The 14,199-nt window shown below is 36.8% G+C and carries 16 protein-coding genes; 15 read left to right on the forward strand and 1 reads right to left on the reverse strand.

Features of this window, described 5'->3' with window-relative positions; translation table 11 throughout:
• From LACWKB8_RS03970 to mreD, 6 genes are all read left to right on the forward strand, one after another.
• Positions 1-1,278, forward strand: coding sequence for a folylpolyglutamate synthase/dihydrofolate synthase family protein (locus LACWKB8_RS03970; RefSeq protein WP_038522296.1), 1,278 nt, complete (start codon positions 1-3; stop codon positions 1,276-1,278).
• On the forward strand, positions 1,259-1,939 hold the full coding sequence (locus tag LACWKB8_RS03975; RefSeq protein WP_038522299.1) for an HAD family phosphatase: 681 nt from the start codon (positions 1,259-1,261) through the stop codon (positions 1,937-1,939). The genes LACWKB8_RS03970 and LACWKB8_RS03975 overlap by 20 nt, the downstream gene beginning before the upstream one ends.
• A 35-nt stretch (positions 1,940-1,974) precedes the next feature.
• Positions 1,975-2,598, forward strand: a complete 624-nt coding sequence (locus LACWKB8_RS03980; protein WP_038522301.1) for a RadC family protein — start codon at positions 1,975-1,977, stop codon at positions 2,596-2,598.
• 97 nt (positions 2,599-2,695) lie between these two features.
• Positions 2,696-3,700 carry a rod shape-determining protein gene (locus LACWKB8_RS03985; protein ID WP_038522305.1) on the forward strand — a complete coding sequence of 335 codons (1,005 nt, stop codon included), beginning with the start codon at positions 2,696-2,698 and terminating at the stop codon, positions 3,698-3,700.
• A 50-nt stretch (positions 3,701-3,750) separates the two neighbouring features.
• Complete coding sequence (gene mreC, locus LACWKB8_RS03990) at positions 3,751-4,602, forward strand: rod shape-determining protein MreC (protein ID WP_038522307.1); 852 nt, start codon at positions 3,751-3,753, stop codon at positions 4,600-4,602.
• Positions 4,602-5,132, forward strand: a complete 531-nt coding sequence (gene mreD / locus LACWKB8_RS03995; RefSeq protein ID WP_038522310.1) for a rod shape-determining protein MreD — start codon at positions 4,602-4,604, stop codon at positions 5,130-5,132. The genes mreC and mreD overlap by 1 nt, the downstream gene beginning before the upstream one ends.
• A gap of 33 nt (positions 5,133-5,165) precedes the next feature.
• Here mreD and LACWKB8_RS09130 read toward each other — a convergent pair whose 3' ends face one another.
• Entirely contained in the window at positions 5,166-5,297 is a 132-nt protein-coding gene (locus LACWKB8_RS09130; protein ID WP_082229340.1) for a DUF4044 domain-containing protein, read from the reverse strand.
• A 102-nt stretch (positions 5,298-5,399) separates the two neighbouring features.
• Between LACWKB8_RS09130 and LACWKB8_RS04000 the strand changes: the two genes are divergently transcribed.
• From LACWKB8_RS04000 to LACWKB8_RS04040, 9 genes are all read left to right on the forward strand, one after another.
• Positions 5,400-5,726 carry a DUF3397 domain-containing protein gene (locus tag LACWKB8_RS04000; RefSeq protein ID WP_038522313.1) on the forward strand — a complete coding sequence of 109 codons (327 nt, stop codon included), beginning with the start codon at positions 5,400-5,402 and terminating at the stop codon, positions 5,724-5,726.
• Positions 5,727-5,893: 167 nt separating this feature from the next.
• On the forward strand, positions 5,894-6,325 hold the full coding sequence (mraZ, locus tag LACWKB8_RS04005) for a division/cell wall cluster transcriptional repressor MraZ (protein WP_038522316.1): 432 nt from the start codon (positions 5,894-5,896) through the stop codon (positions 6,323-6,325).
• Between the two features lie 2 nt (positions 6,326-6,327).
• Positions 6,328-7,275 carry a 16S rRNA (cytosine(1402)-N(4))-methyltransferase RsmH gene (gene rsmH / locus LACWKB8_RS04010; protein WP_038522318.1) on the forward strand — a complete coding sequence of 316 codons (948 nt, stop codon included), beginning with the start codon at positions 6,328-6,330 and terminating at the stop codon, positions 7,273-7,275.
• A 13-nt stretch (positions 7,276-7,288) separates the two neighbouring features.
• A complete protein-coding gene (gene ftsL, locus LACWKB8_RS04015) occupies positions 7,289-7,651 on the forward strand; it encodes a cell division protein FtsL (RefSeq protein ID WP_038522321.1) in 363 nt (120 codons plus the stop codon).
• Positions 7,651-9,816, forward strand: coding sequence for a penicillin-binding transpeptidase domain-containing protein (locus LACWKB8_RS04020; protein WP_038522323.1), 2,166 nt, complete (start codon positions 7,651-7,653; stop codon positions 9,814-9,816). Before ftsL ends, LACWKB8_RS04020 begins: the two co-directional genes overlap by 1 nt.
• Positions 9,817-9,822: 6 nt before the next feature.
• Positions 9,823-10,785 carry a phospho-N-acetylmuramoyl-pentapeptide-transferase gene (gene mraY, locus LACWKB8_RS04025; protein WP_038522326.1) on the forward strand — a complete coding sequence of 321 codons (963 nt, stop codon included), beginning with the start codon at positions 9,823-9,825 and terminating at the stop codon, positions 10,783-10,785.
• Between the two features lie 10 nt (positions 10,786-10,795).
• A complete protein-coding gene (gene murD / locus LACWKB8_RS04030) occupies positions 10,796-12,175 on the forward strand; it encodes a UDP-N-acetylmuramoyl-L-alanine--D-glutamate ligase (RefSeq protein WP_038522329.1) in 1,380 nt (459 codons plus the stop codon).
• Position 12,176: 1 nt separating this feature from the next.
• Positions 12,177-13,283 (forward strand): undecaprenyldiphospho-muramoylpentapeptide beta-N-acetylglucosaminyltransferase, encoded by a 1,107-nt coding sequence (gene murG / locus LACWKB8_RS04035; protein ID WP_038522332.1) that lies wholly within the window; start codon positions 12,177-12,179, stop codon positions 13,281-13,283.
• Positions 13,284-13,299: 16 nt separating this feature from the next.
• The gene (locus tag LACWKB8_RS04040; protein WP_038522334.1) at positions 13,300-14,157 is read left to right on the forward strand and encodes a cell division protein FtsQ/DivIB; all 858 of its coding nucleotides are present in this window, start codon (positions 13,300-13,302) and stop codon (positions 14,155-14,157) included.
• Positions 14,158-14,199 lie beyond the last annotated feature (42 nt).

Raw genomic sequence — 14,199 nt, forward strand, 5'->3', positions numbered from 1 at the left:
GTGACTTTTACTAAAGCTCAAGATGTGATTAATTATTTATACTCACTTCCTAAACTGCACGATAAGGCAGATTTATCTTATATTAAAAGGGTTCTCGCCTTTTTGGGCAATCCGCAAGACCAAATAAAAACTATTCACGTTACGGGCACAAATGGTAAAGGCTCAACTTCTTATTATTTAAGTAGTCTACTGCAAAAGGCCGGTCAAAAGACTGGTCTTTTTGTTTCTCCGTACGTGTTTGAATTTAATGAACGTATTCAACTAAATGGTCAAAACATTAGTGATAACAAATTAGTGGAAGTCGCTAATACTGTAGAGGCAGCTTTAACAGCAATCCGCCAAATAGATAGTCAATTTTCTTTAGTTACTTTTGAATATGAAGTGGTAATGGCCTTTCTTTATTTTTCATTGGAAAAATGTGATTATGCGGTGATTGAAGTGGGAATTGGGGGAGAACATGATAAGACTAATGTAATTACACCTGAAATCAGTGTCATTACTACTGTCGGATTAGATCACGAAAAAATAATTGGTCCGACAATTGAAGATATTGCCCGTGAAAAGAGCGGGGTGATTAAGAAAAATCGTCCCGTTATTTTAGGTAATATTCCTCAAAAAGTGCTGCCTATCATAGAGCAGAAAGCTAAATCAGAACATGCAACTGTTAAATTGCTGGGACGAGATTTCACGGTTTCAGACGAAAAACAATTGCTTTATAAAGATCATTCTCAAAAAATATCATTTTTACCTAAACCGCTAGTTGAAGGTTATGATATCGGCGTTGCGGTTCAAGCATTTAGTTTGCTAGATCTAACTTTGTCTGCAAGTGACATTCAAGATGCTATTAATCACACTGTTGTTCCCGGGCGCTACCAAGTCCTGCAAAATAATCCGTTAATAATTTTGGATGGTGCTCATAATATTCAGGCTGTCCACAATTTGCTGGATTTTGCTCATCATGAACAAGAAAAAAGACACGGTCAAATTAGGATTTTGATCATGATGATGAAAGATAAAGATATTGCACAGGTTTTTGATTTATTTAAGTCGACGGATCAGGTCTATTTGACTACTATCAACTATCCACGAGCAGCCAAGCAAGATGATTTTCCCGCCTGGATTCAAGAAAGATACCCTTACTTTTCTGATTGGCAAACTTCCTATCTAAATCTAAAGCAAGCAAGTCAAACAAATGATATACTGCTAGTAACTGGTTCTTTTTATTTAGTGGGGGAAGTTTTGCAAAGGGAGAAACATAATGCGCGTTCACGGAATTGAAGAAGATATTAAAGGCATTCTTTTTGATATGGATGGCTTATTGGTAAACTCGGAAAATTTATATTGGCAGGCAAATATTCAGGCGGCAAAAGAGGCACATATAGGTACACCTGATGATATCTACCTTAAGCTTGTAGGTTCTACTAATACAGATATGAATGACTTTTACTTACAATATTTTGCGAATACCGAGCAGCGCGACCAATTCATTAAACGCACAGACGAACTGGTGTGGCAATGGACAGATGAGGGTAAGTTAAAATTAAGACCCGGCGTACAAAAAGCCCTTGATCTATTTCAACAAGCTGGCTTACCAATGGCAGTTGTAACTAGTAACACTGAAGATGTGGTTGAGCATAATTTGTGGGCAACTGGGGCACGCAATTATTTTCAATTTCACTTAAATTATGACGATGTGCAGAAAAACAAGGTCAAACCCAAACCAGCACCTGATATTTATCTTTTAGCTGCAAAAAGACTCAATGTGGCAAAAGAAAATATTTTGGCTTTTGAAGATTCAGCGCCAGGCTTATTGGCTGCTGTTAATGCCGGTATAAAGTGTGTAATGGTTCCCGACTTAATTCCTGCGTCTGCCAAAGATAAGCAAAAAGCGACCTTTGTTTGTCAGGATTTTTACGAGTTTTTGAAAAAAATTTACTAGATTTAAGCGTACTTAAATAGTGAAAGGATGGTTTTATGGAATTAATAAAATCTAAACACTATTTGGTGAAAACTGACTGGGAAATTTTAAATGATTTTGTCAATGAATTAAAAGAACTGGGAATAACAAAGTTTGATCAACTTGCTGTGAAGCTTAAAGAACTTAATATCAAAAACTTTGATGAATTGCTAAAATATATCTCTGGCAGCAAATGTAATGATGACTTAGCTATTTTAGCTGAAGGATTACTGGAACGGATACGAGCTGCAGTTCCTGACCGTGATTTGATCATGACTTCAAGTAACGAAGTGGGAACATACTTGACTGATAAATTAGCTGGACACAAACAAGAAGAACTGTGGGCACTATATATAGATAATAGTAATCATATTATTGCTGAAAAAAGATTATTTCAGGGAACTTTGGATAAGTCAATAGCTCATCCGCGGGATATATTCCGTTGGGCTGTGATATATGCGTGTGCAGGGATATTTATTGTTCATAATCATCCTAGTGGTAATTTGATTCCATCCAGTAGTGATATTGAATTAACTAAAATGCTGCAGGCAGCAGCAGACTTGTTTCATATTGATTTTTTGGACCATTTCATTGTAGGTAAGGGACAGTATTTAAGTCTGCGTGAGCGACAATTATTTTAAATTCATCTTAAAGTTACATTCCATTTTCTTTTTTAAGTTGCACTTTATGCTATAATTATTCAAGATTTAGAGACTGCAATAATAAGGAGAGATATTCGTGTTTGGATTAGGAGCAAAAAATATTGGCATTGATTTAGGGACTGCCAATACTCTTGTTTACATGGAAGGCAAAGGTATTGTCCTAAGAGAGCCTTCTGTAGTGGCAAAGAACACCCATACTGGGAAAGTAATCGCGGTTGGTTCAGAAGCAAGGGAAATGATTGGTAGAACGCCTGAAAGTATCGTAGCAATTAGACCAATGAAAGATGGTGTAATTGCTGATTATGATACCACAGCGTCAATGTTAAAATATTTCATCGAAAAGACAGTAGGTAATTCCAAACCATCAGCTATGATTTGTGTACCTTCAGGCGTCACAGAAGTTGAAAAAAGAGCAGTTATTGATGCTGCACGGGTTGCTGGCGCACGTGAGGCTTATGTGATTGAAGAACCATTTGCTGCAGCAATCGGTGCTGGTCTACCAGTAATGGATCCCACCGGCTCAATGGTAGTTGATATTGGTGGCGGTACTACTGATGTTGCAACTATTTCACTAGGTGGTATTGTTTCCTCTACTTCAATTCGTCAGGCTGGCGACAAATTCAATAATGCTATTGTAAATTATGTTCATTCTAACTTTAACCTTCTAATCGGTGAAAGAACTGCTGAAGATATTAAAATCCAGATTGGTTCGGCTTCAGTTGAAAAAGCTGAGGGTATTGAATCAGTTAATATTCGTGGCCGTGATTTAGTAACGGGCTTGCCAAAATCAGTTGATGTTAAAGCTGTTGATGTTTCCAAAGCTATTCAAGATGTTGTGCAAGATATTATTGTAGCAATCAGAGAAACTCTAGAGCAAACTTCTCCCGAAATTGCAGCTGATGTTATTGATCATGGTATTGTGCTAACTGGTGGTGGTGCTTTACTTAAGAATTTGCCTGATGTTATTTCAGAAGCTACTAAAGTTCCAGTTTTCATAGCACAAGATCCATTAGATTGTGTCGCAGTTGGTACCGGTGAGTCTCTGAAAAATATCGAAGTAATGCGTAAAAGTCGCAGATAAATAAACTAGTCGGCTATTAGTGCCGACTTTTCTTTAGGGACTGTTTCCATATGAAGAAATTTTTACAAAATAAGAAATTATTATCAGCATGTATAATAGTGGTCTTGATTTTTGCTATTCTAGGTGGCAGTGTTTCTATGCGTAACAAGCGAAATACTCCCATGATTATTCAAAGTTTTGGTAACGATGTAGTTGCTGTTGGTGCAAGGATAATTGATTTTCCTCTTAGTTTTGTTTCTGGCAGTTTAAATAATGTTCACGATCTTATGAATACTCAGAATGAAAACAACTATTTAAAGAGTAAAGTTACTGATTTGGAACAAACAAAAACTCGGAATGCCACCCTTGAAGCTGAGAATAAGCAACTTAAATCAGCCCTTAAATTAAAAGAAAGTTTGACAGATTATGAGAAAATTCAAGCTTCAGTTATTTCTCGTTCGCCAGACAGTTGGTCAGATCTTTTAATCATTAATAAAGGGACAACAGCAGGATTACGTAAAAATATGGCAGTAATGTCTGGAGGAGGCGTTATTGGTCGTGTTGTAGAGGTGAATGCTGCTTCGGCTAAAGTTGAATTAATTACTACCAGTGATAAATCAGCTAACCGTTTTGCAGTTGAAGCTCAAGCTGTAAATGGTAAAAAAGTGCATGGCATCATCACTGTAATTGGTAATAATACTTTAGCTTTTACGCAAGCAGCTGACGGTAAAAAGTTAAAGCGTGGCACAAAGATATACACCAGCGGTATGGGAGGTAATTCTCCTAAAGGTTTGCTAGTGGGTACCATTGCAACGACAACACATGATACATTTGGTCTATCTGACTTAGTTAAGATTACACCATCTGGGGAGTTAAATGACCCTTCTGTTGTTACAATTATCAAAAGAAAGGTGGATGACTAATGAGGTCCTTGCAAAAATTTAGTCTTGCTTTTGCCTTGTTTGTTACTCTAGCAGTAAATGGCAGTTTGTCATTTTATCTCCACCAGTTCTTTTCATTTGGTAATGCGTCAAATTTGTTGTTACCTGTAAGTATGATGCTAATTGCACTTTTTGATGATACGAATGCAAAAGAAATTTGGCTTGCTTTGGGTGCTGGCGTTGTTAGTGATATATATTCCTTTGGCATCATTGGTATTTATGCAGTTTGTTTGCCACTACTTTGCTGGCTTTTACAAAAGGTCGCACGTTTTTTACCCGAAGTTTTTTGGGCTCGGATTTTAGCAGTTTTAGTTGCAGCAATTTTAGTTGACTCTTTTACTTGGCTCGTTCTCAATGTAACCGGTCTGTCTAATATTGCTTTTACAAGCCTTTTACAAAGTATTTTTCCTACTTTAATTTGGTCTTTTATTTTTGCAGCAGCTACATATAGATTATGGTGGAATTTAGCACGCGACCATCCATTTATGATTAATTTAGAAAATTATCGCTAATAAAAAAACGTGAGAAATTATTCTCACGTTTTTTTATTGGAAAAAGCCAAGGGCGCCTACAGCTTGCATTACAACTGCTGCTAAAGTAATAATCGCCATTAACCAAGCCATTGCGATCGTCAGTTTTTCAAATTTAGATCTTTTTTTCTTATGTCTTCGCGTCATTGATAGACCTCCCTATTTGAACAATATTTTATGCTACTTAATTGTTTTTTTCAAACGACTAGTAGGATAAAATAGAAATTAATAAACGAGGTTATAATAAAAATGTTTTCAATTTTGATAATTCCATTAATAGGACTTGCATTGGCTTTTATTGTAAATAAAATTTTCCCAAAAGCTCAGTTTAGGGGCTATGACTTATTGCCCATATTTTTCATATATGGTTGTCATTTGATAACTAAACAGCAGCAAAAACCCGAATTTTTACCCTATGGCTTTTTTGTTTTTTTCTTTTTGGTAATCTTGCTTGCCGTTTCCGAAGCTGTTAAAAACAAAAACCTTTCCTTAGGCAAAACAATGCGTAAAATCTGGAACTATTTAACAGTGAATACAATTGTTTGGTATTTAGGCCTGTTATTTATGATGATATAGTCAAACTTAAAATAAAAAAATTAGCAAAAATACTAGTCGCAAACCCGAACAGGTTTGCGACTTTTGCTTTTTGTGTCATTAAAAAATAAATATTTAGCTTTTTTTGACTAAAAAGTGGTAGGAAGTGGTGAATTGTGGTAAATTATTCAGTGGAAGGGGGCTAAGCCATGTTCATGGGTGAATTTCATCACAATCTCGACAGCAAAGGACGTTTAATTATACCTGCCCGTTTGCGTAGTCAAATTGGTGACAAGATGATCTTTACCCGCGGAATGGAAGGCTGTATTTTTGGCTATACTACTGAAGCATGGCAAAAAATTGAAGCTAAATTAGCGCAACTTCCATTAACTAAGAGAAACGCTCGTAGTTTTACGCGTTTGTTTTACTCTGGTGCGATGGAATGTGAATTTGATAAACAAGGTCGTGTAAATCTGACCACAACGTTGAAGAAACACGCAGCCTTGGTTAAAGAATGTGTCATTGTAGGAGTTTCTGACCGAATAGAGATTTGGTCGAAAGAACGTTGGGAAAACTTCAGTGATGAAGCAAACGAAAACTATGATGATATCGCAGAAAATTTGGATGATATTGAACTATAACTATGGAATTCAAACACACCAGTGTACTCTTACACCAAACAATAGAAAATTTAAAACCAAAAAATGGTGGTCTTTATGTAGACGCGACATTTGGTGGTGGCGGACATGCAAAATATTTACTAGATCAACTTGCAAATGGCACTTTAATCGGCTTTGATCAAGATGAATATGCAATAAATTCGGCCAAGTTAAACTTTGCTGATTTACTCAAATCTGATGCAAAACCTAAATTACAACTAGTACACGACAATTTTAGTCATTTAAAAATTAACTTGGTTAAGCTGGGTTACCAGAATGGCATTGACGGTATTTATTATGATTTAGGCGTATCTTCACCTCAATTCGACCAAGCACAAAGAGGCTTTTCTTACCGCTTTGATGCTAGGCTGGACATGAGGATGGATCAAACTCAAAGTCTTGATGCATATCAACTTGTCAATAATGCAAGCCAAAAAGAGTTAGCTGATATTTTGTATCAATTTGGCGGTGAAAAATTTTCTCGTCAAATCGCCCATAAAATTGTTCTTAAAAGACAAAAACAGCCAATTGAAACAACCTTTGAACTAGTTGAGGTTATTAAGGAAGCAATTCCAGCGTATGCACGTCGAACTGGTGGACATCCCGCAAAGAAGACTTTTCAAGCTTTACGTGTCGCTGTAAATCACGAGCTTGAAGTTTTAAATAAATCGCTTGAGGAGGCTATTGCGCTCCTTAGGCCCGGTGGTCGGATTTGCGTGATTACATTTCAGTCTGATGAAGACAAGATCGTGAAAAATATTTTTAAGAAATATTCTGAGGTTGAAGTTCCAAGAGGGATGCCTGTGATACCAGATGATATGAAACCAACACTTCGTTTGGTTAACCGCAAACCAATTGTAGCTTCTGCTGCAGAGCTTAAAAATAATAACCGCTCACACAGTGCAAAGTTGCGGGTTGCAGAAAAATTATAAAGAGGAAAAGGCAATGGCTGATAATTTAGCAAGAAAAGTAGAGTTTAATCCTAGTGAACAAAAAGTTCTACAACAAAGACAACGTCAGGTTCTTAATCATCACAATGTGGCCTGGACTGGCTTTGAGAAGTTCTTGCTTGCAGTAGGAATGATGATTACAATTGGCTTAATGACAATGCTTGTTTCTTCCAGTATTTCTGCTACTTCAGCTCAACATGAACTTACAAATGTGCAACGTTCTGTTGCTAAGAGTCAGAGTCAAGTTGGAGATTTGCATCAAGAACTAGGAGAACTAACTTCGAGCTCGCGCATGAATAAGATTGCTCGCAGCAAGGGGTTGGCTTTGAATGAAAAAAATATTAGGACTTTACGCTAATGAAAAAACGCGTTAGTAATTCGAATACTGAACAATCCAAAGCTCACGGATACCGTTTTACAGTCGGGAGATTTCTCGAGGTAGCTGTTGCTTTGGTTTTTCTTGTATTTATAGGTAGATTTTTATATATTGGTATTTCAAATAAAGTTAATGGGCAGAATTTAACAGCCAAGACTGAGCAGTTATATATGCGTAACCAAGTGCTAAAGGCTAATCGCGGCACTATTTATGATCGTAATGGTTTGGCAGTGGCTCAAGATTCTCACTTGTACACTATTTATGCAATTCTTGACAAGTCTTCTATCAATTATAAAAATAAGCCGGAGTATGTAGTAGATAAAAATAAAACTGCCCAAAAATTGTCTCAGGTCTTACCCCTTAAAGCAGACAAAATTTTAAATTATCTTAACCCATCACATTCTGTTTTTCAGGTACAATTTGGTACTGCAGGTTCTAATTTGACCAAAAAGCAAAAGGTTCAAATTGAAAAAATGAAACTGCCTGGAATTAAATTTTTTGAAACCCAGTCGCGTTTATACCCCAATGGTAACTTTGCCTCTCATATAATTGGCATGGCTACACCCAAGTTTGATGAAAAGACCAGACAACAAAATTTAGAGGGGACAATGGGGCTGGAGGCATGGTATGATGATGTGCTTACTGGCAAAAACGGTTACCAGCTATCAGCTGTCGATGCTTCGAACTTTCAAACACCTAACAGTGCCCATACTTATAAGGCACCTGTAAATGGTAACAATATTTATTTGACTATTGACTCACAGCTGCAAGCATATCTTGAAAGTAGATTGTCGTATGTGCAAAATACTTTTAACCCTGTTTCTATGACTGCTGTTGTAGAAGATATTAAAACAGGTAAAATTTTAGCTGCTTCTCAAAGGCCAACTTTTAACCCGCAAACAAAAAAGGGCTTGAAAAAGTCCTACCGTAATATTTTGGTACAAGATACGTATGAACCAGGCTCTGTTTTTAAAGTATTAACACTTTCATCATCTGTTAATAGCGGAAATTACCATCCTAACCAATATTATAATTCTGGTTCTGTTACAGTTAATGGTTCCGTAATTCATGATTGGCAACCACGTGGGTGGGGCAGCATACCTTTTTCACAAGCTTTCCCCCGCTCAAGTAATACTGGTTTTGTTCATATTGAGCAGCAGATGGGAGCGAAAACGTGGAAGAAATACCTCAAAAGATTTCATATTGGTCAAAAAACGGGAGTTACACTACCTGGCGAACAGGCGGGAACCATCGCCTTTAATTCTCCAATTGATCAAGCTGTTACCAGTTTTGGTCAGGGCGTTGACGTAAATGTCATGCAAATGATGCAAGCTTTTAGCAGTTTAGCAAATAATGGTCAAATGGTGAAGCCGCAATTTGTTGAAAAGATTACTGATGCCAATAATCATACTATTACCGGCTATCAAATTAAAAATGTGGGTCAGCCAGTTTATACTAAGGAAACAGCGGAAGTTGTGCTTAAAAACATGCGCCGGGTTTTAAATAAACGAATTGGTACCGGTGCAGCTTATCAAATGAAAAATCAAAGTATTGCTGTTAAAACAGGTACTGCGCAAATAGCTAACCTTAAAGGTGGGGGCTATTTGAAAGGTAATAATAATTATATCTTTTCTGTTGTTGGGGTGACACCGGCGAAACACCCGCGCTATTGCATTTACATTACTGTTAAACAACCTCGCAGGATGAGTAAACCTGCAGAAGTCATTCTCTCATCAATTTTTAAACCAATGATGAACAGAGTGATCATGATGTCAAAAAATGACCTGAATAGCTCAACGGTAGTTAAAGTGCCGGATATGAAGGGTCTAAGCTATGAAGAAGCTGAAAAGGTCACACAGCGTGTCGGTTTGAAACTGTTAAAAATTGGGACAGGCACGAAAATAACAGAGCAGTCTTATCCTAAGGGACAAAAGCAGCAAGCTGGAAAAACTATTTTGGTGCGGACGAATGGCAAACTTATTTGTCCGAACATGAAGGGCTGGAATCTTGATGAATTACATCAATTTGCTGACTTAACAGGTGTCAAATTAAGCATCAAAGGCTCAGGCGTGGTTCATAAGCAGAGTATTTCTGCTCAAAAGCCTCTAAAAACAGGAACCAAAATCAAAATACAATTAAAGGAGTAGCATTTTATGCTGATTATTAGCATTATTGCATTAGTAAGTTCGTTGGCATTCACAGGAATTGTTTTACCTTGGATGATTATTTTTATGAGGTCACATCATGAAGGACAGGAAATTCGTGATGAAGGACCAAAATGGCATGAAAAAAAATCCGGTACACCAACTATGGGCGGAGTGGTTTTTGTTTTAGCAGCAACCATTTCTACTATTTGGGTTTCTGCATGGCAACATGAAGTATCTAAGATGATGTGGATATTGCTAATAAGCATGCTGGGTTACGGTATTATTGGCTTTTTAGATGATGGCATCAAGCTCTTTTACAAACGTAATTTAGGTTTACGTGCGTGGCAGAAATTTTCCTTGCAAATTTTAGTTGCTCTTATCATCGTGATGATAGCAACAACTGATCATTTTAAATTTAATCTTTATCTGCCGTTTTTAGGTATGGTCAGCAGTGTTGTCATTTTTACCTTATTCGTCGTTTTCTGGTTGGTAGGTTTTTCTAATGCTGTTAACTTGTCAGACGGTTTAGATGGCTTGGCTACCGGTCTATCACTTATTGCTTATGCTACTTATGCCTATATTGCATTCAAGCAAAAAAACTTTGCGGTATTAATTTTCTGCATGAGTATTATTGGCGGCTTAATATCATTTTTTATTTTTAATCATAAACCTGCTAAAATTTTCATGGGTGATGCCGGATCATTAGCCTTAGGAGGCGGACTGGCAGCTGTCAGTATCTTTTTGCATAGACCGTGGTCGCTCTTATTAATCGGGATTGTTTTCGTTTGTGAAACTGCGAGCGTGATTTTACAAGTAATTTCATTTCAAACAACGGGTAAACGTATTTTTAAGATGACACCGATCCATCATCATTTTGAAATGCTGGGTTACTCCGAGTGGAAAGTTGATATTATTTTTTGGTTAGTTGGCTTAATAGGTAGTATTTTATATTTAGTAATATGGGGTTAAAAAATAATCAATGAGGCAAGTTAAAACATATCAGGATAAAAAAATTTTAGTTTTAGGCCTCGGTAAAAGCGGTTTTGCAGTAAGTAAATTACTGCTTAAACTTGGTGCAAAGCTGACTTTGAACGATAAGGCTGATTTAAGTAAAAATCAAAATGCGCAAATACTTGAGAAAATGGGTGTGCGCGTTATTGGCGGTAAGCATCCAGTTGAATTATTGAGTCAGGAACATTTTGACTATCTTGTTAAAAATCCTGGAATACCGTATGAAAATCCAATGGTGCAAGAGGCACAAAAATTAAATCTGCCACTAATTACTGAACCAGAAATAGCTCTGAGTGTCAGTGAAGCACCATATATTTGTGTCACTGGTTCTAACGGTAAAACTACCACTGTTATGTTGACACAGCAGATACTCGACCGCTATTTAAGCCGAAAAGGTCACCATGCTTATGCTGTAGGCAATATTGGCGTTCCTATTTCTTCTGTCGTAGAAAAAGCTACCAAAGATGATATTTTAGTTTGTGAAACCTCAAGCTTTCAGCTTCTTGGTGTAACCGATATTGATCCTGTTATTGCAGTAATTATTGATATTTATAATAACGTGCATTTAGATTATCATAAAACGTTCACCAATTACGTTAATGCCAAACTAAATGTTACTAGAACGCAATCAAGTGGACATTATTTCTTAGCCAACTTTGATCAAAAGGATATTTTACAAAAGGAAAAGCAAGCGACGAATGCTCAGGTTTTAACTTTTTCTGAAAATGATCGCACGGCAGATTATTTTATTGCCGATGGTTATTTACAAAATCAGCACGGAAAAATCATGAAAACTGCGGCTATGAAGCTGCCTGGTATACATAATCAGCAGAATGCTCTGGTTGCAAGTGCAATTGCACAATTAATGGGTGCTGCTGATGAAGACATTAGGGCAGTTTTAGCTAGTTTTACTGGTGCGAAGCACCGTTTACAGTATGTCATGACCCTTAACGGTCGGAAAATTTATAACGACTCAAAGTCTACCAATATTGAAGCGGCCTCAGTAGCGATTCCCGCCTTTTCTGAACCTGAGGTTTGGATTGCAGGAGGACTAGATCGCGGCTTTACCTTTGATTCATTAGTGCCCCTTTTAAAAAAACACGTGAAGGCTGTAGTTTTATATGGCGAAACCCGTTATTTGCTTGCAGATGCAGCACGTAAAGCAGGTATTACTAAAATTGTAATTGAAAATACTTTGCAGGAAGCAGTGCCTAAGGCGTATGATTTAACAACTGCGGGTGATGTTTTACTGTTCTCACCGGCATGTGCGTCATGGGATCAATTTAGGACATTTGAAGAACGCGGCGATTATTTTGTTAACTTTGTGAAGGAATTAAAGACGAAATAAAATGAGAATAATATTTACTGGTGGGGGAACTGGTGGACATATATACCCCATTATGGCACTGATTGAACGATTAAAAGAACGTAATTTAGCAACTAATGATGAAATTTTATTTGTTGGAACTAAAACCGGTCTAGAAGCAAAAATTGTTCCGGCAGCAGGGGTCAATTTTAAAACTATTGAAATGCGTGGTTTTTCTCGTAAACATATATTGAGTAATTTTGCTACAATTAACCTATTCTTAAAAGCTACAAAAAAAGCAGAGAAAATCATTACTGATTTTAAGCCTGATCTGGTTATGGGAACCGGTGGCTATGTTAGCGGGGCAATGGTCTATCAAGCAGCAAAAATGAAAATTCCTACGATGATCCACGAATCAAATTCCGTTGTCGGAGTTGCTAATAAGTTTTTAGGTCATTATGTAGATAAAATTTGCTACACATTTGATGATGCGGCTAAGCAGTTTAGAGAAAAAAAGAAACTGGTCAAAACAGGCAACCCGCGTTCACAGCAGGTGCTCAATTTATCTGCAACCAAGGTTGATATGCAAGAAGAATGGGGTCTAAATCCGCAAATACCGACTGTTCTGGTATTTGGTGGTTCTCGGGGTGCTTTAGCTATCAATAGGATAATGCTGAAATCATTGACTCGACTTGAAAAGAAACCTTATCAAGTTATCTGGGTAACAGGAACATATTATTATAAGGAAATTGAGCAAAAATTGGCTGGTGTCGATTATGGCAACAGTATAAAGGTTTTGCAATACGTAAAAGATATGCCGGCTCTATTACCAAAAATGATTTGTGTAGTTTCTCGGTCGGGAGCTACCAGTATTGCTGAGTTTACTGCCTTGGGTGTTCCCGCAATTCTAATACCTAGTCCCAATGTAACTCATAATCATCAAATGAAAAATGCACTTGATCTTGAAAAAGCAGGAGCTGCAACGGTGATTGCGGAAGATGATCTTAATATTAATAACTTCATTTCTTCAATAGATCATATTGTGCTTGATCGCAAATACTATAATGAGATGAGTCAGGCATCCAAAAAACTGGGTGTTCCAGATGCTTCAGATCAAGTAATTAAAGTAATGCAAGAAATTTCCCAATAAAAAGGAGGTGGGGCAGTTGACTAAAAAGCGCGTAACCAAGATAGATCCAAAGGAAAAGTTGTCACCTTATTTGGACCATCAATCTAATCGACAAAAGAAAAAGACCAAAGCTAAAACAAAGATCTCTGCCTCGCTTTCCCAACTACGTAATGAAAGAAAGTCAGCGTTATTAAAGCGTTTAGGTCTCCTTGTTGGTATATCACTTTTTGCGATTTTAGTTTTAGGTTATTATATTTCTCCTCTTGCCAATGTTAAAAGTGTTCAAATAGAAGGAGAAACCGACCTGCCAGTAAAAGATGTAGTTACTGCTACCGGAATAAAAGCCAGTGATAAGGTCGTTGACTATCTTTTTAATAAGCAAGTTGTAAATAACAAATTATCCCAGAAATACTCTGAAATTAAAAATGTCAATTTTCGGGTGAAACATTTTAATAATTTAGTAATTAAAATTGATGAATATCACACTAAAGGATATATCAAAACAAATAAGGGTTATCGCAAGATACTTTCGCATGGCAAATTAGGTAGCCAATATATTCCTTGGTCAAAAGTTAGCTCAGATAAACCGGTTTTTGTCGGATACAATCACGAAATTTCCTTAAAGGAAACTTTAAATTTGTTCAACAGCTTACCGAGTGATTTTCAAGATCAAATCAAATTATTAAGTGGCAATACTCGCAGAAAATCCCAAGTAATATTTTTAATGAAAGATGGAAATGTAGTTATTGGCAACGTTTCTACCCTCAAAAGCAAATTAAAGTATTATAATAAAATAAAAACTAAAGTGGGAAAAAATACTTTGATTGATTTGGAAGTAGGTGCGTTTAGCAGGCCACTTACACCAAACGAAAAGCGAGCTTATGGTTTAACTTAGGCTGATTTTGAGCTCCTTTTATGGTAAAATTTTTTTAAAAGC

It is taken from the genome of Lactobacillus sp. wkB8, assembly GCF_000761135.1.
GTDB classification, from domain to species: domain Bacteria; phylum Bacillota; class Bacilli; order Lactobacillales; family Lactobacillaceae; genus Lactobacillus; species Lactobacillus helsingborgensis.

What these genes read in the sequence shown, in the direction of transcription:
- LACWKB8_RS03975 (WP_038522299.1), top strand. Translation starts at nt 1,259, where the DNA reads ATGCGCGTTCACGGAATTGAAGAAGATATTAAAGGCATTCTTTTTGAT.
- LACWKB8_RS03980 (WP_038522301.1), top strand. Translation starts at nt 1,975, where the DNA reads ATGGAATTAATAAAATCTAAACACTATTTGGTGAAAACTGACTGGGAA.
- mreC (WP_038522307.1), top strand. Translation starts at nt 3,751, where the DNA reads ATGAAGAAATTTTTACAAAATAAGAAATTATTATCAGCATGTATAATA.
- mreD (WP_038522310.1), top strand. Translation starts at nt 4,602, where the DNA reads ATGAGGTCCTTGCAAAAATTTAGTCTTGCTTTTGCCTTGTTTGTTACT.
- LACWKB8_RS09130 (WP_082229340.1), bottom strand. Translation starts at nt 5,297, where the DNA reads ATGACGCGAAGACATAAGAAAAAAAGATCTAAATTTGAAAAACTGACG.
- LACWKB8_RS04000 (WP_038522313.1), top strand. Translation starts at nt 5,400, where the DNA reads ATGTTTTCAATTTTGATAATTCCATTAATAGGACTTGCATTGGCTTTT.
- mraZ (WP_038522316.1), top strand. Translation starts at nt 5,894, where the DNA reads ATGTTCATGGGTGAATTTCATCACAATCTCGACAGCAAAGGACGTTTA.
- rsmH (WP_038522318.1), top strand. Translation starts at nt 6,328, where the DNA reads ATGGAATTCAAACACACCAGTGTACTCTTACACCAAACAATAGAAAAT.
- ftsL (WP_038522321.1), top strand. Translation starts at nt 7,289, where the DNA reads ATGGCTGATAATTTAGCAAGAAAAGTAGAGTTTAATCCTAGTGAACAA.
- LACWKB8_RS04020 (WP_038522323.1), top strand. Translation starts at nt 7,651, where the DNA reads ATGAAAAAACGCGTTAGTAATTCGAATACTGAACAATCCAAAGCTCAC.
- mraY (WP_038522326.1), top strand. Translation starts at nt 9,823, where the DNA reads ATGCTGATTATTAGCATTATTGCATTAGTAAGTTCGTTGGCATTCACA.
- murD (WP_038522329.1), top strand. Translation starts at nt 10,796, where the DNA reads ATGAGGCAAGTTAAAACATATCAGGATAAAAAAATTTTAGTTTTAGGC.
- murG (WP_038522332.1), top strand. Translation starts at nt 12,177, where the DNA reads ATGAGAATAATATTTACTGGTGGGGGAACTGGTGGACATATATACCCC.